The sequence below is a fragment of the Streptomyces fuscichromogenes genome (genome assembly GCF_014645815.1).
Taxonomy (GTDB): Bacteria; Actinomycetota; Actinomycetes; order Streptomycetales; family Streptomycetaceae; genus Streptomyces; species Streptomyces fuscichromogenes.
The window spans coordinates 141,313-162,261 of the sequence record NZ_BMML01000023.1; the positions used below are offsets into that span (position 1 = coordinate 141,313).

The following is a 20,949-nucleotide window of genomic DNA, read 5'->3' on the forward strand; positions in this document are numbered from 1 at the left end:
GTGGAGGGACGTACCGCGTTCCCGAGGAGGCAGTCGCGATGACCCGTCCGTCCCGACCCGCGCGTGTTCTCGCCACGGCCCTGGCCGCGGGGACCCTGTTCGCCACGGCGGCATGTTCGGACGGCAGCGGCTCCCCCGAGGCCGCGCCCGTCTCCCCCGCGGCCGAGCGGCCCCCGGCCCCCTCGCGCACCCCCGCCCTGACCGGAGCCGGAGCGCAGGCCGCGCTGATCACGCCGGCCGACATCGAGGACGACTGGCAGCTGGCCGCCGACGCCGCCACCTGGCGCAACCAGATGCTGGTCGGCAGGGTCGACGTCGCCGAGTTCCTCACCGCCAAGGCCGCCGCCGCCGACTGCCAGCGGCTGCTGGACAGCCTCTACTCCGACACCCTGCTGGGCCGTGCCACCGGCGCCTCGGGGCTGCGCGGCTTCACCTCCCAGGACTCCCGGCTGCTGTACCAGGTCGGGGACTACGGCCAGGTCAAGATGGACGCCACCATCGACTGGCTGAAGGGCCTGCCGGAGAAGTGCAACCAGTTCACGGCCACCGCCTCGGACGGCAGCAAGCGGACCGTGCAGGTCGTCGAGTACAAGGAACCGCCCAAGGTGGCCGACGCGCTGGCGGCGCTCACGGTCACCGTCCAGGGCACCTCGAACGGGCAGCCCGCCACCACCACCCTGGACGTCGCGGCGTTTCGTGTCGGCGCCTCCGGGGCTGCGGTCACCAACGGCGGCCTGTCCGGCGCCGATCACGACAGCACCGCCCTGGCCCTGCAGAACGGCGCCCAGCGCCTCAAGGACGTACTGGCCGGCAAGACCCCGGCACCACTGCCCAGCCAGTTCGACTAGGGCCTGTCCGACAGTTCCCGTCGTCGCCCGGAGGGCGGCCTCGCGGCGTCAGGTGCGTGCTCTCGGCGTGCCGGGCGCAGGCCCTCGTACTGGACAGGCCCCAGGTCAGTGGGGCATCGGGTCCCCCGGGTTGCTCTGGGTGGTGCCCGGTTCCCCGTTGTCGCGGTGCCAGGCGACGACGAGTTCGTCACGGGTGCCGAACCGGACCAGGTGCCGGCCGACCACACCCTCCAGGACGTCGAGGTTCTCGGGGTCCGTCTCGACGGTGAGCAGCAGGGCGCCCTCGGCCGCGGTGAGGGTGCCGGTGCCGTTCTGGAAGACGATGCCTCCGGTGCCGGTCTCCTCGTCCCAGCTGGTCTGCGAGCGGCGGCCCAGATGCGAGGCGAGCTGCTTGGCGTAGCGGGCGGGGCGGTCGGTGGGAACGCGGGCTTCGGAGCGGGCCATCGGGGACTCCTGGTGCTGCGGGGGCGGGCATGGGTGACAGGCCCACGCTACGTCCGGGCAGGGGGTGCGGCGCCGTACCGGGGGCCGCAAGCTATGCATGCCGGCCGCGTCAGCTGACGTCGTCAAGACCCGTGAGCGCCGTTCACTCATCCGGGTGCACGGTCACGCTTGCACCGTCGGCCTCGCCGAAACCACAGGTCAGGACGCTCGCCCAGAAGCCCTGTACGGCGAGCAGCTATGCCCCGGTCGTCGAGCCGGGGCGGACGATCATCAGGACCACCACGATCAGCCAGGCGAGGGCGAACAGGCCGGTGGTCATCGAAAGGCGGGGCAGCCGGGCGGCGAGCGACTCCACGGAGGCCGACGTCCGTTCGGGTGTGTCGAGCAGGGTGACCACGTCGTCCTGGGTGCCGAGCACCGCGATGCCCAGCAGGACGGCGGCCACCGCTGTCAGCGCCATGGAGGCGACGACCCAGGCGCTGTCCAGCACGCCCATCACCTCCGCGGTGCCGATGCCGAACGCCGGGACGGAGACGCCGGCCACGGCGTAGACCCGGCAGATCCGGTGCAGCAGCCGGACCGCGCCCTCGGCCGGCTGCCGCGCGGGTCCGTCGGCCAGTGCCTGGCGCGCAAAGCGCGGGAACAGGCTCGCCGCGATGGTGACCGGTCCGATGAGCAGGATCGCCGCCAGCACGTGGATGCTGAGCAGGACTTTGGCCATGCCTGTGTCTCCCTTTCGCACGCAGGGATCCGACGCGGGGCGTCGGGCGCGCGGTCTCGGTCTGGCTCGAACCGGGCCGACGGCCGATCACGGTGTCGCGCGGAGGTTCCCGTCGGGTGCCCGGCCGATGGTCGGTTCATGGGTGGTGCGGGTGTCGATGTCCGTGCGGCGCGGTCAACACCGGCCGCTGCCGGGGACGTTCCGCGGCCAGAAGTCCTGGGGGCGCCGCGGACCGTCCCGTTGGCGTGTCCGATCACGCTTCGGCGGGCGTCCGGGGACCGTGCGCCTTCCGGCGGACGAACAGCGCCGCCGGCACGGCCATGACGATCAGTACGACTCCGCCCACGACGTTGCCCAGGTGCACGGCGTCGGTGAACGCCCTCGGTACCGCCGCGCCCACCACACGGGCGAAGGACGCGGGGAGGCCCGTCGCGCCGCCGCCGTGTGACGCGCCCTCCACGATCCGGTCCGCCTGCCGCGCGGGGATGCCTGCCTCGACGAGACGGTCGTGGAGGTTGCGGGGGAAGCGGCTGGTGACGATCGTCCCGAGCACACTGGGGCCGAGCACGGTTCCCAGTTGGCGGGCCATGTTCACCGCCGCCGACGCCATGCCCTGCTGCGCCGGCGGGACACTGTTGACCGCGGCGGCCGTCGAAGGCGCCGTCAGCAGTCCCGCGCCGACTCCCGCGATGAGCAGTCCGGGCCACATCGCGCCGTAGCGTCCCGAGGCATCGGTCGCGAGCAGCGCGAGAGACCCGGCTCCGATGAGGACCAGACCCGCCGTGATCAGGGGTGTGAGGCCGACCCGGTGCACCAGCACACGGGCGGACACCACGGTGACCAGGAGGAACGTTCCGAACAGCGGCAGCAGGCGGACGCCGACGTCGACGGGGCTGGTCTGTCCCACGCGTTCCATGTAGAGCACGCTGAGCAGGGCGACACCGACCAGTCCGAAGACGCTGACGGCGGCCACGCCCATGACGGCCGAGAAGGCCGCGCTCCGGAAGAGCCTCAGGTCCAGCATGGGGTCGGGGTGGCGGAGTTCCGCGCGTACGAACAGGAACAGGGACACGGCGAAGACCGCGTACATGGTGATGATCGGCGCCTTGGTGTATCCGGTGGAGCCGCCCTGGATGATCGCGTAGGTGGCCGAGGCCGTCATCACCGTTCCCAGCACGAGGCCGGCGAGATCGGGCCTGCGGGTGGGGTGTCTGGACTCGGTCACGAAGACCGGGGCCAGCAGGAGGGCCGCGGCGGCGATGACGATGTTGGCGATGTAGACGGCGTGCCAGGAGAAGTGTTCGAGCAGGGCTCCGGCGAGGATCGGGCCGACGGCCAGGCCCACTCCCGAGCACGCGGCCCAGATGCCGATCGCGGAGGTGCGTTCGCGCGGGTCGGTGAAGGTGGCGCTGACGATCGCCAGGCTCGTGGGCAGCACCGCCGAGCCGCCGAGGCCCGCGACGGCCTGTGCGGTGATGAGCGTGCCGGCGCTGTCGGCGAAGACGGCGAGCACGCTGCCGGCCAGGAAGACGGCGGCACCCAGGCTGAACACGCGTCGACGTCCCACGAGGTCGCCGAAGGTCCCGGCGGACATCACGAAGCTCACGACGGCGAGGCTGTACGCGCTGGTGATCCATACCAGCGTGCTCGCGGTGACGTGCAGGTCGCTCTGGATGTCGCCCAGGGCCGAGATGGTGGAGGTGACGTCGACGAAGGCCATCATCACGCCGAGGCAGACCACCAGAAGGCCGAGCCAGCGGGCCCGCCCGCCGCCGGGCGCCGAGGCCTGGGCGGCCCGGTCCGGAACGGACGCCGTCATCGGACCGCCACCGTCCTCTTCTGCGACACGGCCAGTGAGACCACGCCCGCGACGGCCATGAGGGCCATCGTGACCAGCCACGCGTGCCGGTAGGTCGCCAGGGAGGCGCCGCCGGAGGCGGTGCCGAGCATGGCGACCAGGATGCTGATGCCGACGACCGAGCCGATCTGGGTCGACATGGTCACGATGGCGCTGCCGGTGGCGGCCTGCTCGGGAGGCAGGCCGACGGTCGCGGAAGAGACGACGGTCGGGAGCGCCAGGCCGGCGCCGAACCCGAAGAGCAGCCAGCACGGGAGGACCCCGGAGGCGTAGTTCGGGTCGTTGTGCAGCAGAACGGCGAAGAGAAGGATGCCGGCGGAGGCGATCGCACTGCCGACCGCCGCGATGACGCCGGCCGGGATCCGGAACCGGCGCTGGAGGGTCTCACTGGCGGTGGCGGCGACCGCGAAGCCGATCGGGCCGGGCAGGCTGGCGCATCCGGTCCTGATGGCGGAGTAGTGCCAGTGGGTCTGCAGCCAGAGGATCGTCGACAGCAGGAGGCTGCCGAACGCGGCCACCTGCAGCAGGCCGGCGAGGTTCGCCGAGGCGAAGATCCGGTCGCGGAAGAGCGAGAGGTCGACCACCGGCACCCGGTGCCGGGACGAGCGGAACAGGAACGCCAGCAACCCGACCGCTGCCACCGCCAGGGACGTGACCACCCGGGTGTCCGACCAGCCCCAGTCGGGCGCCTTCACCACACCGAGGGCCAGGCCGCCGACCACCACGATCAGCAGAACACCGCCGAGCAGGTCGGGGATGCGGGCGTCCTGTTCGTGCTTGACGTTGGCCACGAGCCGGGCGGCCATCGCGATGGCGAGCAGCCCGACGGGAATGTTCACCAGGAACAGCCAACGCCAGGAGAGCTGCACCAGCAGCCCGCCGAAGATCGGTCCGCACACCCCGGACAGCGAGCCCGCGGTGAACCAGATCTTGACGTACCGCTCCACCTTGTCGGCGGGGGCGCTGGTCAGGACCAGACCGAGGCTGGCGGGGGTCAGCAGGGCGGCGCCCACCGCCTGAAAGGCGCGGAAGACGACCAGCACCCACACGTCGTCGGACAGGGCCGCGCCCAGGCTCGCCGCCACGAAGACGGCCATGCCGAGCAGGAAGCCGCTCTTGCGTCCGAAGCGGTCGGCGAGCCGCCCCGCGGGGACGAGCAGGGCGGCGAAGACGATCGCGTAGCCGTTGAGCACCCAGCTCAGGTCCGACAGCGAGGTCGAACCCAGGCCCTGCCCGATGTTCGGCAGACCGACGTTGGTGATCCACACGTCGAGTTGGCCGAGGAAACTCGCCATGGCCAGCACCGCGAGGATGAGAGCGGGCCGTGCTCTCGGTGTTGCCCCGCCTTCGGTCTGCGCTCGCGCAGGGGCCATCTGATCTTGCGAAGACATGCGTCTCGTCCGTTCCGTGGGCTTCGGGGGATGCCGTGAGTGGCGCGCGGCACAGTTCTGGACCGCTTCGTCAAAAACCCTACGAATTTCTGGAACGACATGTCAAGAATGCTTGCGCGGCCTGTAGGGTGGCCCCATGGGACGTCCACCAGGTTTCGACAGGGCCCAGGTCATGCGGGCCGTCGAGCGAAAGTTCCGCCGGACCGGCTACGCGGGCACCAGCGTCGACGACATCGCCAAGGCCGGCGGGCTGGGCCGCGGCAGCCTCTACGCCGCCTTCGGGGACAAGAACACGCTGTACCTGGAGACGCTGTCGGCCTACTGCGACCGCAACGAGGCCGGCTGGGCCGCCGTACTCGACGGCCCCGACGACACCGCGCTGGAACGGCTGCGGGCCTATCTCGTGAAGTCGGCGCGGTTCGTCCACGAAGACCCGGACGGACTCGGCTGCATGGTCACCGGCTTCGTCGTCGAGGGAGTCGACCACGATCCGCGGGCCGAGGCACGCGTGCGGCAGGCCCTCGCGAGCATCGGGCGCTCACTGACCGAATGCGTCCGGGCCGCCCAGCGCCACGGCGACCTCGACCCCGAGGCGGACGCCGCCGAAGTCGCCCACCTCCTCATGGCCGTCAATCGCGGCATGGAAGTGATGGCCAGGGCAGGGCTCGACACGGCCGCACTGGACCGCGTCTGCGATCACGCGTTCCAAGGACTCCCGCTCACGGCGCGGGCCCGGTCCCTGTGGGTGCCCCGGTCGGCCGCCACGCCGTAGGCCCGCAGCGTTCGCGCCCCCGGCGGGCCCCTGGAGGCCTCGTACGCGGGGCTGAAGGTCCCTTCAGAACCTTCAGCGGCTCTTCAGCGCGCCCCCGCCATGGTGTTCCCGTTCTGCACAGGCGTCGGGTGCGAAGCGGAGCAGTCCGCGGCGGCTCACGACGCGGACGATGGAGGAGTTCCTCATGGCACCGCTTCTGAAGCACGGCCGGTTGCGCCGGGCGGGCGCGCTCACCGTCACCACCCTCGCCGCACTCGCGGTGATGTCCCACGGACCGGCCGCCGCCTCGGCCTCGGCGACCGGTCCGCACCGCGGCAAGGCCGTCAAGTCGGCCGTGTCGGAGGTCGAGTTGACCCCGTGTACGGTGCACTCGCATCCGCATGCCGGTCCGTCGCAGGTGCACTCGCACCCCGTCAGGCCGTCCAGGTAGGCCTCGGATGCCGGGAGCCCGACCGGGCTCCCGGCACGGGTGGCGTCGAATCCACGGACCGCGCGCCCGAGTTGCCCTCCGCTGCCGTACAGGACGAGATGCCCATGCGAGTACTTGTGATAGACGACGACGCCCGTCTCGTGGCCCTTCTGCAGCGGGGACTACGTGCCGAGGGCTACGCGGTGGACGCCGCCCACGACGGCCTGGAAGGCATCGAACGAGCGGCGGCGGAGGCGTACGACGTCATCATCCTGGACGTCATGATGCCGCGGATGAACGGTTACCAGGTCTGTGCGCACCTGCGGTCCACCGGTGACCGCACACCGATCCTCATGCTGTCGGCGAAGGACGGCGACTACGACCAGGCCGAGGGGCTGGAGACCGGAGCGGACGACTACCTGATCAAGCCGTTCTCCTTCGTGGTGCTGGGTGCCAGACTGCTCGCGCTGCTGCGCCGCAGCCGGCCCGAGGTACGGGCCGTTCAGCACCTGGGCGATCTGGAGATAGACCGCGCGGCCCGGCGCTGCCGTCGCGCGGGCACCGAAGTCCCGCTGACCGGGCGCGAGTTCGCGGTACTCGCCTGTCTGGCCGAGCGCCCGGACACCGCCGTGCACAAGACGGCCGTCCTCGACGCCGTCTGGGACAGCGCGGATCGACGCGGTGCGAACCTCGTGGAGGTCTACGTCAGCGCGCTCCGCCGGAAGATCGATCGCCCCTTCGGCCGGGCGAGCATCGAGACTGTCGCGGGCGGCAGTTACCGGCTGCGCTCCGACGGTGCCTGAGCCGGGCCGGCGCCGTACGGGGCTGCTGCCCCGCACGGTGCGCGGCCGGACCACCGCGGCGCTGGTCTTCCTGACCATGGTCGCGGTGACGGTGTCGGCCGCCGTCCTCCTGTTCTTCGTCCATGCCGGTCTCGCCGGCTCGGCGCGGCAAGCCGCCGACAGACAACTCCGCGTCGCCGAGCGCGAGTTGCGGCAAGGTGCCAGCGTCGAGACGGTCAGACACGACGCCCCCGACGTCAGCCTGAGCCTCGTACCGGAAGGACAGGTCGTCCCCGGCCCCTCCGCGCGGCCGACACCGGCCGGTCCGAACAGCGGCAGGGTGACGGTGCGGACGGACACGGGTGTCTACACGATCGAGGCCGATCCCCGGCTCACGTCCACCCGCACGGTGATCGGTTCCATCGCCTGGGCCCTGGTCCTCGCGGCTGTCCTCCAGCTGGTGTTCATGGCCGGGCTGATCTGGTACGCCCTGGGCCGGGTCCTCCGTCCGGTGGAATCCCTCCGCACCGAGTTCGCCAAGATCACCGCCGGCCGCCTCGACCACCGGGTACCGGTGCGGTCGTCGGACGACGAAGTCGCCCTGCTGGCCGCGACGATGAACACCGGCCTGGATCAGTTGCAGCGGGCCGTGAACCGGCTGGAGACCTTCACGTCGGACGCGTCACACGAGTTGCGCGGACCGCTCACGACGCTGCGCGCCCGGCTGGAGATCGCCAGAATGCTTCCGGAGCAGACCGACTGGCCGGACATCGTCGACGAGTCGCTCGCCGATGTCACCCGCCTGGAGGAGATCGTCCACGACCTGCTGTTCCTGGCCCGCCTGGACGCCCATCAGCCGTTGAAGGGGGAGCCGATCCCGTTCACCGAGTTCGTCCGCGACGTCATCGGTGACCTCTACGCCGACCAGCCGGTCTCGTTGATCGCGGCCGCACCCGTGCCCGACCGGCCCGACACCGTCTTCGGCGGTCCCAGCTCGCTGACCCGGGCGCTGAAGAACCTGATCGACAACGGCCTCGCCCATGCGGCCGGAGACGTACAGGTCGAAGTCCTCGTCGGTGACGACCAGGTGGTCGTCGAGGTCCGCGACGACGGCCCCGGCATTCCGGAAGAGGCCCGCGAGCGCGTCTTCGACCGCTTCGTACGCCTGGACGACGCCCGGACGGCCAGGAGCGGCGGGAGCGGTCTCGGACTGGCCATCGCTCGCGACGTGTGTGTCGCCCACGGCGGAAGTCTCTTCGCACGGGAGCCCTTGCCGGGCCGGACCGGCGCCCGTCTGGTGCTGGCACTGCCCACAGCGGACCCGGTCTCCCGGACCGGCCAGGAAATCATCGCCGGTCAGGACGAGCAGGCACCGCCGCAGCAGAGCGGCGGTGCCACCGGGAACCGGTGAGAGGTCGGATCAGCGGAGCCTCAGCGTCTTCATGGCCCGGAGGCTCAGGCTGATGAAAGCCGCGTACCGCTGATCGTCCATGCCCAGGGACGGTGCCAGGGGGAGGATCCGCTGCGTGGCGACGGTCTGCGGCTCCGTGTAGCTGAGGATGCCCTCGCGGCCGTGCCGGCGGCCGAGCCCGGAGTCCTTCATGCCGCCCATCGGAGACCGGACGCTGCCATGGGCCGATGTGTAGCCTTCGTTGACGTTGACGGTGCCGCTCTGCAGCCGGGCCGCGACGCGTTCGCCGCGCCGGGTGTCCTTCGTCCACACACTGGAGTTGAGGCCGTACGGCGTGGCGTTCACCCGCTCGATCGCCTCGTCCTCGTCGGTGAAGCGGTACACCGACACGACCGGTCCGAACGTCTCCTCCGCATGCACGGCCATCGTGGGCCGCACGCCGTCCAGGATGGTGGGCTCGTAGAAGAAGGGGCCGACGTCAGGACGCGGCTTTCCCCCGGCGAGGACCGTGGCCCCCTCGGCGACGGCCTGGTCGACGTGCCGGGACACCGTGTCCAGTTGACGCGGGCCCGCCAGCGAACCCATGCCGACCCCGTAGCCCAGCGACGTACCGAGGGAGAGCGCCCGTGTGCCTCGGACGAACCGCTCCAGGAACGCGGCGGCGACCGACGCGTGCACGAAGATCCGCTCGGCCGACAGGCACAACTGACCGGCCGAGGTAAAGCACGTGCGCACCGCGCCCTCGGCCGCCTTGTCCAGGTCCGCGTCGGCCAGCACGAGCAGGGCGTTCTTGCCGCCCAGTTCGAGCGACGCGCCGACCAGACGGGCCGCCGCGCGGGCCGCGACATCCCGGCCGGTGCGGACAGAACCGGTGAACGTGACGTAGTCGGCCTGATCCACGACGGCGGACCCGACGACCCGGCCGTCACCGACGACGATCTGCCAGACGTCGGCCGGCAGCCCGGCCTCGATCAGTTGCCCGCGCGCCCACAGCGGCGTCAGGGCGCTCTGCGTGTCCGGTTTCGTCACCACGGCATTGCCGGCGACGAGAGCGGGAAGCGCGTCCCCCAGGGAGAGTTCGAGGGGGTAGTTCCAGGGCACGATCTGCCCGACCACGCCTCGTGGGTGGTGCCACTCGGTGACCTTCGTCAACACCGGAAACGCGCCGAGGTGCCGCTGCGGCCGGAGGTACGCGGAGGCCTTGCGCCCGTAGTGCCGGGCCACCACGGCGGCCCCCTGCACTTCCTCGTGTGCGTGCAGACGGGCCTTCCCCGTCTCCACCTGGATCAGGTCCATCGCCTCGGCCTGTCGGTCCAGGAGGAGGTCATGAAATCGGAGAAGCACCGCCGCACGCCTTCGAACCGGAAGCGAGCCCCATTCCCGCTGGGCTTCCCGTGCCCTGCGGAAGGCCTCCTCCACATCGTGCGGTCTCGACTCGGGAAGCTCCGCGACGATCTCGCCCGTCATAGGGGTACGGCTCACGGTCCGGCCGCTGCCCTCGACACCCCGAGTGAGTCGGGACACCAGTTCAGGGGTGACCACATCGGTCGCCGTCCGGCTGCCTCGCGCCGCGACAGGGTTGCTGTCACCCGTAGCCGCATCGCCGGTTCCTGACGTGATGCTCATCTACGCATATCCCGATCACTAGACAGAAATAGCACGCAATCCACTGCTTGCCCCGCCGGTCGAGATCGCGCGAGCAGCGGACACCCGCGTTCTGGACCGACCTGTCATGAACCGTATGAAATTGTGGAACGAGATGTCAAGAAATCGGATGCCACCCGCGCACCGACGACCGCCCACGGGACACCGGCCGAACTCCGGCGGAACCAGGGCGCACAGGCCGTGAAGCCGACGCTATCCGCACAAGGCGATCCCGACAGGCCTCACCGCACGGCGGCCGGCCCCACCGAGGGGACGCGCCCGACCCGCCGCCGGTACCCGCCCCCCGGACGCGGGGTCGACCCCGAAAGACAGCCCCGGCGACCGCCCGGACGATGCGCTCGCGGCCGGCCAGGCCCTTCACGGCCGGCCCGCGGACCGCCGCACCACAAAAAAGGGCTTGACAACCCATTCTTCGAGGTGTTCCCTGGAGACAGCAAAAAGGGCTCCCAAGCCCATTCTTTCGGAGGTGGACAGGATGCCGACCCGGCCCCGCCACACGCCCGTCTTCTGCGAAGCCTCCTCGAACGGCTGACGCTGGAGTTACCGCCGGCTTCTCCCTGGACAACTCAGGAAACGGAGATCATCCCCCATGGAACGCAACCTGCTCGTGATCGGAGCCACCGGCAAGACCGGCGGCCAGACCACCGAACTCCTGCTCCGGCGCGGACACCGCGTCCGCGCACTCGTCCGCGGCCGCGACGCACGCGCCGAGCGGCTCGCCGCCCTCGGAGCGGACATCGCGGAAGGCGACGTCCTCGACCTGGACTCCCTGTCCCAGGCGACCAAGGGGATCGACGCCCTGTACTTCACCTATCCGATCCGCCCCGGCCTGATGGACGCCACCGCGAACGTGGCCCAGGCGGCGGAGGAGAACGGGGTCCAGGCGATCGTGAACATGTCCCAGGTGTCCGCACGCCGCCACACCGCCAGCAACGCGGCCCGCCAGCACTGGGTCGCCGAACGCGTCCTGGACCACGCCCCGGTCCCGGTCACCCACATCCGCCCGACCTTCTTCGCCCAGTGGCTGATCGACACCTGGGCGGACGGAACCGGCGAACTGCGCCTGCCGTTCGCCGACGGACGCCACGCCCCCATCGCCGAAAGCGACCAGGCCAAGGTGATCGCGGCCGTCCTGGAGGACCCCGCCCCGCACGCCGGCCAGATCTACCCGCTCTACGGGGCCGAGGAACTCGACCACTACGAGATCGCCGAGAAGATGTCGAAGGCGCTGGACCGTGAGGTCACCTACGTGCCCGTCGAACTCGACGAGTTCGCCGCCATCCTGCGCGGGCGCGGCGCGCCCGACCACCTGATCCAGCACCTGCTCGCCGTGGCCGTCGACTACCGCAACGGCGTCTTCGCCGGCACCAACGACCTGGTCAGGACGATCGGCGGCAGCGACCCCCTCGACGTCGAGACCTTCATCGCCCAGAACCGCGCGGCCTTCGACCTGCCCACCACCTGAACACCGGAGAAGACAATGAGCGTCTGGTTCATCACCGGATCGTCCCGCGGCCTCGGCCTGGAGATCACCCGTGCCGCCCTCGCCGCAGGCCACCAAGTGGTCGCCACCGCCAGGAAGGCCGCAACCGTCGGCGAGCGGTTCCCCGACGCCGGCGACACGCTGCTAGCCGTCCCGCTGGACGTGACCGACCCGCAGAGCATCCAGGCGGCCGTCGCCGCCGCGGTCGAACGGTTCGGCCGGATCGACGTCCTGGTCAACAACGCCGGAACCGGCCTGCTCGCCGCCGTCGAGGAGTCCGACGACGCCGCGGTGCGCGCGGTGTTCGAGACCAACGTGTTCGGTCCGCTCGCCGTCCAGCGCGCCGTACTGCCGGTACTGCGCCGTCAGCGCTCCGGCCACGTGATCAACATCAGCTCGCTCGTCGGCTTCGCCACGGCGCCGGGCTGGGGCATCTACACGTCCACGAAGTTCGCCGTCGAAGGCTTCACCGAGACCCTCCACACCGAACTGGCCCCCCTGGGCATCCATGTGACGCTGGTGGAACCGGGGTTCTTCCGCACCGACTTCCTCGACCCGGCCCACCTGCGCACCGGCCTGGACACCATCGACGACTACGCGGCCACCGTCGGCGCGATGCGTACGGCCGCCGCGAGCCTGAACCACACCCAGCCCGGTGACCCCGCCAAGGCCGCGCGCGCCATCGTGGAGATGGCAGCCGCCCCCGAGCCGCCCCTGCGCCTGCCGCTCGGCGCCGACACCCTTCAGGCCTTCGACGCCAAACTGAGCGCCTTCCAGAAGGAGTTGGACGCCTGGCGGCACGTCGCTCTCTCCACCGACCACGACTAGCCCGAACCGGTCCCCGAAAACGGCCGAAGGCCACTCCAGAACCTCTCTGGAATGACCTCTGACCTGCGACTTCGTAAAGTCGGGACGACAGGATTTGAACCTGCGACCCCTTGACCCCCAGTCAAGTGCGCTACCAAGCTGCGCCACGTCCCGCTGCGGAGTCACGCGGTTGGTTCCGCGTGATCACGCAGGTCAACACTACCGCACGCGTACGGGTGCTGCCGCCGGCCGCTCCGTGACCGGGCCGGCGACGCGGCTCGCGCGGCGGACCGGGACGAGGAGGGCGGCCGCGGCGGCGGTCAGGCAGAACAGGGCGAGCAGGGCCCAGGCGTGGGTGTAGCCGGAGGCGTACGGCAGCCCGGAGGACTGGAGCCGCCCGGTGACCAGGACGCTGGTGAGCGCGGCGCCGATGGAGCCGCCGATGGTGCGGATGTTGGCGTTCATGCCGGTCGCGGCGCCGGTCTGCTCGGGCGGCACACTGCCGACGATGAGGTTGGCCATCGAGGCGAAGGCCAGGCCGATACCGAGACCGAACAGGCCCGCGACCACGCCGATCTGCCACTGCTGGTCGTGCCAGAGGGTCAGGAAGCCGCAGGCGACGGCGCCCAGCGCGGCTCCCGCGGTGAGCTGCGCCTTCGCGCCGACGCGGGGTTCGAGGCGGCCGCCGATGACGCCCGACAGGAACATGGCGATGAGCATCGGCAGCATGAGCAGGCCGGACTCGGTGACGGTGGCGCCGAAGCCGTAGCCGGCCGAGGCGGGGGTCTGGACGAAGCCGGGCAGGAAGGACCAGATCGCGTACATGCCGGCGCCGAAGAGAAGGGCGGCCGTGTTGGTGGTCCAGACGGCGGGCAGCCGCATCACGCGCAGGTCGATGAGCGGGCTGGCGGAGCGCGCCTCGGTGAGCAGCCAGACGGCGAACAGGACGACGGCCGTGGCGAACAGGCCCAGCACCTTGGCCGAACCCCAGCCCCACTGCCCGGCCTGGCTCAGCGGCAGCAGCAGCGCCACCAGCCAGGCGGAGAGCAGTCCGGCGCCGAGCCAGCTGACGCTGCCCGTGGCCCGCTTGGGCGACTCGGGGACGTACCGGGCGGCGATCAGGACGGTCAGCGCGACCACACCGACCGGGATCCAGAACAGCCAGCGGTAGTCGAGCGCCGAGACGATCGGTCCCGCGGCGACGATGCCGACGCCGCCGCCGGCCGCGATCACCGCGGACAGGTTGCTGATGCTGCCGCTGACCTCGGCCGGGGTGAACTCGTCCCGGATGATGCCGAAGGAGAGCGGGAACAGGGCGCCGCCGATGCCCTGGACGACCCGGGCGATGATCAGGACGCCGATGTTCGGCGCGAGCGCGGCGACGAGACAGCCGGCCAGGACGGCCAGCAGGACGGCGACGAGGGTGCGCTTCTTGCCGATCAGGTCGCCGACCCGGCCGAGTATCGGGGTGAAGACCGAGGCTGACAGCAGATAGGCCGTCATCACCCAGGTCGCGGTGGACTGGGAGGTGTGCAGGGCGTGCTGGACGGTCGGCAGGGCCGGCGCGACCAGCGACTGGAGCATGGAGAACACGCCGGCACCGGTCGCGAGGACCGCGAAGGTGAGGCGGGTGGACTTCCGGGGCATGAAAGAGCCTCTCCGAAATCGGAACGGAGGGAAACGGTGCGAGAGATGTCTGCGAACGTGCGGGAAGGGCACACCGGGCCGCGTCCGGCCATGGCGGTACCGCTCCGCACTGCTAAAGTGGAGGTACCCCTCCACTCTACTGGAGGGAACCCTCCGCTTCAACCGAAGTCGAGGAGCCCCTCCGGTTCATCCTTGCCACACGGGAGGCAGCAGTGACGGACACCCCGTTCCCGGTCAGCGGGATCGTCGCGGCCCGCAGACCGCACCGCAAGGACGCGGCCCGCAACTACGACGCGCTCATCACGGCCGCCCGCGAGGCGTTCGCCGAGCGCGGCGCGGACGTCTCCCTGGAGGACGTGGCCCGCCGTGCGGGGGTCGGCATCGGCACCCTGTACCGGAACTTCCCCACCCGCCGCGACCTCTTCGAGAGCGTCTACGCGGACGAGGTCAACGCGCTGTGCCGGACCGCCCTGGACCTGGCCGCGCTGGAGCCGTGGGAGGCGCTGACCTCGTGGCTGGACCGTTTCACCGGCTACATGGTCACCAAGCGGGCGGTGCGCGAGGCGCTGAACGACGAGTCGGAGATCTTCCAGGCGTGCCGTGACTCGATGTACGCGGCCGGCGGCCCGCTGATGGAGCGGGCCCAGAAGGCGGGCGTGGTCCGCACCGACATGGAGATCGGCGACCTGCTCCGCATGGTCTCCGGCATCACGGCGACGGCCTTCGAGGACGACGCCCAGCGCAACCGCGTTCTCGGCATCGCCCTGGACGGGGTACGCACCGCCCGATAGGACCGGGACCGCCGGCCTTCGACCGGAGTCCCGCGTCGGAGTCCCGCGTCAGAGTCCCGCGTCAGAGTCCCGCGTCAGAGTCCCGCGTCAGAGCCTTACGACGATGAGCGCGACGTCGTCCCGGCCGCCGCTGGCGACGCCCAGCCGGGCCAGCACGGTGTCGGCCAGTTCCTCGGTGCCCAGGTGGACGAACTCGCAGAGGATGTCGGCCAGTTGATCCAGGCCGACGTCGATGTCCTGGTCCCGTCGCTCGATCAGCCCGTCGGTGTACAGGACGAGGGTGTCACCGGGCTTGTACGGCAGGCTCACCTGCGGGCGGGGAACGTGCTGCGGACGGGCGCCCAGCGGCGGGTCGGTGGCCTGGTCCAGCAGTTCGCGGCTGCCGTCGGGGTGGACGAGTATCGGCGGCGGGTGGCCCGCGCTGCTGTAGGTGATCAGGCGGCTGCGCATGTCGATGACCGCTTTGACGGCGGTGGTGCCCAGCGCCCCCTCCACCGACCTGGCGTACAGGCCGAGCACCTCCAGGGCCTGGGCCGGCCGTTCCAGGGCCCGGATGGCGGCGGACAGGGCGCTGCGGAGCATGCCCATGACGGCCGCCGCCTCCAGGCCGTGGCCGATGACGTCGCCGACCGCTACAGCGAGCCGGTCGGGCGCGATGTCGACGACGTCGTACCAGTCGCCGCAGACGTTGAGGGAGCCGGTGGCGGGCAGGTAGCGCACCGCGATGTCACGGTGGTGGGCCAGGTCGGGGGCGTGCAGCATGGCCTCCTGGAGGATGACGGCGACCTCGCGTTCGCGGGTGTGGGCCTGCCGCAGCTCCTCGTTCAGCCGTTGCAGCTCCCGGGCCCGGGCGTACAGCTCCGCCTCCAGCGCCTGCGTCTCCTTCGAGACCCCGGCCCGCCCGGCGCCGTCGGGGTGGGCGGCCCGGTACTCCTTGACGAACGCGGTGACGTCCTCCACCCGGTGGATGATGTAGGTCACCTGCCCCTCCGGGTCGACCACCGGGGTGTTCACCGGGGACCACCAGCGCTCCTCGAAGACCCCGGGCCGGCCCATGACGGGGATGTCGTACTTCTGGAGCGCCATGGTGTCGGACCGGCCGGTGACCAGGACCCGGTGCAGGGAGGCGCCGAGATTCTTGACCCCGTCGGCGTCGGGGTCGGCGGGGTTGTCCGGGAACGCGACGAAGATGTGCCGCCCGAGCAGGTCCTCCCGGGTGCGTCCGGTGGCCGCCAGATAGGCCCGGTTCACGTCGACGATGACCAGGTCCGGACCGAGCACCAGATAGGGGCTCGGCGTCGCGGCGAACAGCGCCGCGTGATCAACCCGGGATGCCACCGCTGACGCTCCTTCCCGCCTCAACGGCTTCATCCTCAATCTACGGTCCGTCCTGGGGCTCTGCCCGCCGTGTGCCATCACGGACCGCCCCGGTCGGCCCGCCGGGGCACGCACGCGTGACCCGGCGGGACCGCGCGGGCCGTGCCAGGCTGAGAATCCGGCCGACGGGCCCACGGGGTGCCGCCGAGGCCGGGCGCCGACACTGGGAACGGTGAGTACGGATGAACACGAGACCCACGGACCGCCCGGGGCCGGAGCCGGGGCCGGGGCGTGGGCCGGGGCCGGAGCCAGGGCCGGAACCGAGGCGTGGGCCGGAACCAGGGCCAGGAGCGGAACCGGAGCCAGGGCCGGAACCGAGGCCGGAGCCGGAGCCAGGGGCGGAACCGGAGCCAAGGGCGGAACCGGAGCCAGGGCCGGAGCCGGGGCCAGGGGCGGTCGGGGACGGGGTGGTTGTTTCCCGTCGGGAGTTCGACGCCCTCTTCGACGCGGTGCGTACCTGGGGCCGCTGGAGTCCGGCCGACCGCGGCGCCTGGAACCGGGTGACCGAGGACCGGGTACGCCGGGCCACGGGGACCGTGCGGTCCGGCCGGGTGGTGCCGCTGGCGCTGCCCTGGAACACCGTGCCCGGCCCCGACAACCCCAGGCCCGCCCTGCACCACATGACCGACCTCGGAGACGTGCAGAGCCCGGAGCCCGCCACCCACAAGGACTTCATCGCCGCCGACTACCACGGCAAGGCCGTCACCCACCTCGACGCCCTGTGCCATGTCTCCTACCGGGGGCGGCTCTACGACGGCCGCACCGCGAAGGACGTCGTCGGCGCGGCCGGGGCGCGTTTCGGAGCGGTGTCGGCGCTCGGCCCCCTCGTGACCCGGGGAGTGCTCCTCGACCTCCCCGCCGTGCTCGGGATCCGCTGGCTGGAGCCGGGGCGGGCGGTGCACGCGCAGGACCTCCTCGCCGCGGAACAGGCACTCGGCGTGCGGATCGGCGAGGGCGACGCGGTGCTCCTGCGCTCCGGGCAGACCCGTCGCCGTACGGAACTCGGCGCCTGGGACCCGGACACGGCGTCCGCGGGCCTCCATGTGGACGCCGTACCGCTGCTCGCCGAGCGCGGCATCGCCCTGCTCGGCGGAGACGGCGACAGTGACGTACGGCCCTCGCCGGTGGACGGTGTGCACTCGCCCGTCCATGCCCTGGTGGTGGCCGCGATGGGGGTGCCACTCCTGGACAACCTCGACCTGGAGGCCCTGTCGGCCGCGACGGACCGGGCGGGACGCCACGAGTTCCTGCTCGTCGTGGCACCGCTGAACATCCCGGGCGGGACGGGCTCGCCGGTCAACCCGGTCGCCGTGCTGTGACGCGGGGCGAGAAATGCCCGTAACCTCCTATATATCGTATTGTTTCAGAAAACGGACTCTGCGGGCGCGAATGAGGCGAAGCGTGGTTCGGGGCGGCGGGAAAGCGATGGAGATGGGGCGTGCGACGGACGGCAACGGACCCACCCGCTCGCGTGAGCGTTTCCTCCAGGGCGAGGCGGTCGAGGCCGGCGTACGCGTCCCCATCTCCAACTCGTGGCAGCGCTGCCGGGCCCTGGGACTCTCCCCCGACCAGCCCGGACTCCCCTTCCGGGACGACTTCGAGCGTGACGCCCGGATCGTCCGCGCGGCCGGGCCGGTGCTCGACCGACTCCAGTCCTGGTTCGCCGGCAGCAGGATGAACATCTCCCTGGCGGACGGGGACGGCACCGTCCTGCTGCGCCGCTTCGGCGAGACGTCCCTGGCCAGGAGCCTCCCGGCGTTCCAGCGCGTCCCCGGGTTCGTGTTCGCCGAGCAGTACGCCGGCACCAACGGCATCGGGCTGGCGCTGGCGGAACGGCAGCTCGTCCAGGTCTACGGCGCCGAGCACTTCGCCGAGCGCGCGCAGGGCAACGCCTGCCGGGCGCTGCCCGTCCGCGACCCGATCAGCGGCCGCATCGAGGGCGTCCTGTGCCTCGGCTACCCGCGCAGCGCCGAGGACCCGGCGCTGGCGGGCGTGATACGCCGGGCGGCCCGCGCCATCGAGCGACGGCTGCTCGGACAGAGTTCCGAACGTGAGCGCGCCCTGCTGCGGACGTACCTGGACACCAGCGCCGAGACCGCCGCCGAACCGCACCACAGCGTCGGGGTCGGCGAACTGACGCTCGGCATGCGCCCCTGCGACCGGGCGATCCTCATGGAGAAGGCCGTCGAGCTGATCTCCTGCGCACAGCGCGCCGCGGTCCGCGTCGCGCTGTCCGACGGCCGGCGGGTCACGCTGGTGAGCCGACCGATGACGACCGCCACCGGAGTGGAGGGCTTCGTCACCGAGGCCATCCTGCCCGGCCCCGCACCGTACGAGCCCCTTCTCGTCCCCTGGGCGGCCGAGGAGCCCGTGCGCCTCACCCTCGTCCCCACCGACTTCACCCGCGACACGGCCACGTCCGGCGGCTCCGCCGCCTCCGCCGAACCCACCACGTCCGCCGCAGCCGCAGCCGCCGTGGCCTCCGCCGCCTCCGCCCTCGCGCCCGCCCCCGTCTCCCCCGTCTCCCCCGTCGTCCAGGCGATGTCCGTCGTTCCCGCCGTCCCGCCGTCCGCGGCGGTTCCCGTCCCCGCAGCGACCGGTCTCGTCCCGCTCCGGGCAGAGGCGCGCGAAGCCGAAGCCGTAGGCGAACCCGGCAGCGAACCCGCAGGCAGGTCGGAGTCCGGGGCCGGGGCCAGGGCCGCGGCAGGCGGTCGGCGGGGCTCGGCGGCCCCGGCGAACCCCCCGGCGCGAGGGCTGGTGCTGGTGGGAGAGGCGCATGTGGGGCGGTACGCCCTCGCCGCGCGCCGCCGCCTGGAGCTGCTGACCGACGCCAGCACGCGCATCGGGACCACCCTGGACGTGCGCCGCACCGCCGAGGAGCTCGCCGAGACCGCGGTGCCCCGGCTGGCCGACTACGTCACGATCGACCTGCCCGAGGCCGTGCTGCGGGGCGAGGAGGCCACCGACCCCTTCTCCGACCTCTACCGCACAGTGGTCCACGGCATCCGCGACGACTGTCCCTTCGACCCGGTCGGCAAACGTACCGACTACGGCCCGGCCACTCCGCACCAGCGCTGCCTGACCAGCGGGCAGGCGGTGCTGGAACCGGACCTGCGGAGCGCCATGGGCTGGATCGGCCACGATCCGCTGCGCGCCGAGACGCTGTTGGCCCAGCTGAGTTCGCTCATCGCGGTCCCCCTCGTGGCCCGCGGCGTCATCCTCGGCGTGGCCGTGTTCTACCGCGGGCAGCACCACGCGCCCTTCGACGACGACGACCGCTCGCTCGTCCAGGAGCTCGCCGGCCGCGCCGCCCTGTCCATCGACAACGCCCGGCGCTACACCCGTGAGCGCACCATGGTCCTGGCGCTCCAGCGCAGCCTGCTCCCACAGGGGCTGCCGGACCAGGACGCCGTCGACGTGGCGCACCGCTACCTGCCGGCGGAGTCCGACGTCGGCGGGGACTGGTACGACGTCATCCCCCTCTCCGGCACCCGGGTCGGTCTCCTGGTCGGCGACGTCGTGGGCCACGGCATGCTCTCGGCCGCCACCATGGGACGGCTGCGCACCGCCGCCCGCAGCTTCGCCGAGCTCGACTTCTCCCCGGACGAGGTCCTCACCCACCTCGACAACCTGGTGGGCCGCCTCGACCGGGAGGATCCCATCGCGGGCGGGGCGGGCGTCTTCGGCGCGACCTGCCTGTACGCCGTCTACGACCCGACCACGCAGCAGTGCACCATGGCCCGCGCCGGACATCCTCCCCCCGCGCTCGTCCGCCCCGACGGCACCGTCTCCTTCCCCGACCTGCCCGCGGGACCCCCGCTGGGCCTGGGCGGCCTGCCCTTCGAAGCCGTCGACATCGACCTCCCCGAGAACAGCCGGCTGGTCCTCTACACCGACGGGCTCATCGAGGGCCGGGACCGCGACGTCGACGTGGTCCTCGACCGGCTGCGGGGCGTCCTCGCCCACCCGGAGCGCACCCCCGAGGAGATCTGCGAGACGGTCCTGGACACCGTGGCGCCGGTCCACCCCCATGACGACATCGCCCTGCTCGTCGCCCGCACCCACGCCCTGGCCCCCGAGCGGATCGCCAGCTGGGACCTGCCCGCCGACCCCGCCCTGGTCAGCGAGGTCCGCGCCGCGGCGCTCCGCCAGCTGGCCGACTGGGGACTCGAGGAGGCCGGGTTCGCCGCGGAGCTGATGCTGAGCGAGCTGGTCACCAACGCCATCCGGCACGGCTCCGGTCCCGTGCGGGTACGACTGCTGCACGGCCGCACCCTGATCTGCGAGGTCTCCGACCGCAGCAACACCGCCCCGCACCTGCGCCGGGCGGCCAGCACCGACGAGGGCGGCCGCGGACTGTTCCTGGTGGCCCAGCTGGCGCAGAGCTGGGGCACCCGCTACATCCGGCAGGGCAAGGTCATCTGGGCCGAGTGCGGGCTCGACGCCGCCTGAAGCCGTGAGCGCGGCTGACCCGTTGGTGTCATCGCGGGCGCCAAATCCTGAATGTAATTATTTGTACCATTAGTATCGCTGGTGAGAGTCG

General features: G+C 71.7%; 17 protein-coding genes and 1 tRNA gene. 10 read left to right on the forward strand and 8 right to left on the reverse strand.

Features of this window, described 5'->3' with window-relative positions; translation table 11 throughout:
• Nucleotides 1-38: 38 nt before the first annotated feature.
• Nucleotides 39-848, forward strand: a complete 810-nt coding sequence (locus tag IEZ11_RS37760; protein ID WP_189267519.1) for a hypothetical protein — start codon at nt 39-41, stop codon at nt 846-848.
• 105 nt (nt 849-953) lie between these two features.
• Here the strand turns inward: IEZ11_RS37760 and IEZ11_RS37765 are convergent, their stop codons facing one another.
• The 4 genes from IEZ11_RS37765 to IEZ11_RS37780 form a co-directional block, all read right to left on the reverse strand.
• Complete coding sequence (locus tag IEZ11_RS37765; protein WP_189267520.1) at nt 954-1,292, reverse strand: DUF2218 domain-containing protein; 339 nt, start codon at nt 1,290-1,292, stop codon at nt 954-956.
• A gap of 235 nt (nt 1,293-1,527) precedes the next feature.
• Nucleotides 1,528-2,013 (reverse strand): DUF2269 family protein, encoded by a 486-nt coding sequence (locus IEZ11_RS37770; RefSeq protein ID WP_189267521.1) that lies wholly within the window; start codon nt 2,011-2,013, stop codon nt 1,528-1,530.
• Between the two features lie 253 nt (nt 2,014-2,266).
• Entirely contained in the window at nt 2,267-3,832 is a 1,566-nt protein-coding gene (locus IEZ11_RS37775) for an MFS transporter (RefSeq protein ID WP_189267522.1), read from the reverse strand.
• A complete protein-coding gene (locus IEZ11_RS37780; protein ID WP_229713611.1) occupies nt 3,829-5,166 on the reverse strand; it encodes an MFS transporter in 1,338 nt (445 codons plus the stop codon). Before IEZ11_RS37780 ends, IEZ11_RS37775 begins: the two co-directional genes overlap by 4 nt.
• Nucleotides 5,167-5,398: 232 nt before the next feature.
• Between IEZ11_RS37780 and IEZ11_RS37785 the strand changes: the two genes are divergently transcribed.
• The 4 genes from IEZ11_RS37785 to IEZ11_RS37800 all read left to right on the forward strand — a co-directional run bounded on the left by IEZ11_RS37785 (nt 5,399) and on the right by IEZ11_RS37800 (nt 8,636).
• Nucleotides 5,399-6,034, forward strand: a complete 636-nt coding sequence (locus IEZ11_RS37785) for a TetR/AcrR family transcriptional regulator (protein WP_189267524.1) — start codon at nt 5,399-5,401, stop codon at nt 6,032-6,034.
• Nucleotides 6,035-6,218: 184 nt separating this feature from the next.
• Entirely contained in the window at nt 6,219-6,464 is a 246-nt protein-coding gene (locus IEZ11_RS37790; RefSeq protein WP_189267525.1) for a hypothetical protein, read from the forward strand.
• Nucleotides 6,465-6,568: 104 nt separating this feature from the next.
• Nucleotides 6,569-7,246, forward strand: coding sequence for a response regulator transcription factor (locus IEZ11_RS37795; protein WP_189267526.1), 678 nt, complete (start codon nt 6,569-6,571; stop codon nt 7,244-7,246).
• Nucleotides 7,239-8,636, forward strand: a complete 1,398-nt coding sequence (locus IEZ11_RS37800) for a sensor histidine kinase (RefSeq protein WP_189267527.1) — start codon at nt 7,239-7,241, stop codon at nt 8,634-8,636. Before IEZ11_RS37795 ends, IEZ11_RS37800 begins: the two co-directional genes overlap by 8 nt.
• A gap of 9 nt (nt 8,637-8,645) precedes the next feature.
• On the opposite strand, the gene IEZ11_RS37805 is transcribed toward IEZ11_RS37800, so the two are convergent.
• On the reverse strand, nt 8,646-10,262 hold the full coding sequence (locus IEZ11_RS37805; protein WP_189267528.1) for a succinic semialdehyde dehydrogenase: 1,617 nt from the start codon (nt 10,260-10,262) through the stop codon (nt 8,646-8,648).
• A gap of 628 nt (nt 10,263-10,890) precedes the next feature.
• Between IEZ11_RS37805 and IEZ11_RS37810 the strand changes: the two genes are divergently transcribed.
• Entirely contained in the window at nt 10,891-11,766 is an 876-nt protein-coding gene (locus IEZ11_RS37810) for an NmrA family NAD(P)-binding protein (protein WP_189267529.1), read from the forward strand.
• A gap of 15 nt (nt 11,767-11,781) precedes the next feature.
• Nucleotides 11,782-12,612, forward strand: coding sequence for an oxidoreductase (locus tag IEZ11_RS37815; RefSeq protein ID WP_189267530.1), 831 nt, complete (start codon nt 11,782-11,784; stop codon nt 12,610-12,612).
• Between the two features lie 79 nt (nt 12,613-12,691).
• Here the strand turns inward: IEZ11_RS37815 and IEZ11_RS37820 are convergent.
• A tRNA-Pro gene (locus IEZ11_RS37820) sits at nt 12,692-12,765 on the reverse strand.
• A gap of 45 nt (nt 12,766-12,810) precedes the next feature.
• On the reverse strand, nt 12,811-14,238 hold the full coding sequence (locus tag IEZ11_RS37825; protein WP_189267531.1) for an MFS transporter: 1,428 nt from the start codon (nt 14,236-14,238) through the stop codon (nt 12,811-12,813).
• Nucleotides 14,239-14,450: 212 nt separating this feature from the next.
• Here IEZ11_RS37825 and IEZ11_RS37830 point away from each other — a divergent pair, with 212 nt between their 5' ends.
• Nucleotides 14,451-15,029, forward strand: coding sequence for a TetR/AcrR family transcriptional regulator (locus IEZ11_RS37830; RefSeq protein ID WP_189267532.1), 579 nt, complete (start codon nt 14,451-14,453; stop codon nt 15,027-15,029).
• Nucleotides 15,030-15,116: 87 nt separating this feature from the next.
• On the opposite strand, the gene IEZ11_RS37835 is transcribed toward IEZ11_RS37830, so the two are convergent.
• Nucleotides 15,117-16,400, reverse strand: coding sequence for a PP2C family protein-serine/threonine phosphatase (locus IEZ11_RS37835; RefSeq protein ID WP_373295023.1), 1,284 nt, complete (start codon nt 16,398-16,400; stop codon nt 15,117-15,119).
• Nucleotides 16,401-16,813: 413 nt separating this feature from the next.
• On the opposite strand from IEZ11_RS37835, the gene IEZ11_RS37840 reads away from it, so the two are divergent.
• The gene (locus tag IEZ11_RS37840; protein ID WP_189267534.1) at nt 16,814-17,725 is read left to right on the forward strand and encodes a cyclase family protein; all 912 of its coding nucleotides are present in this window, start codon (nt 16,814-16,816) and stop codon (nt 17,723-17,725) included.
• Between the two features lie 112 nt (nt 17,726-17,837).
• Nucleotides 17,838-20,858, forward strand: a complete 3,021-nt coding sequence (locus tag IEZ11_RS37845; RefSeq protein WP_189267592.1) for a SpoIIE family protein phosphatase — start codon at nt 17,838-17,840, stop codon at nt 20,856-20,858.
• The last annotated feature ends 91 nt before the right edge of the window (nt 20,859-20,949 follow it).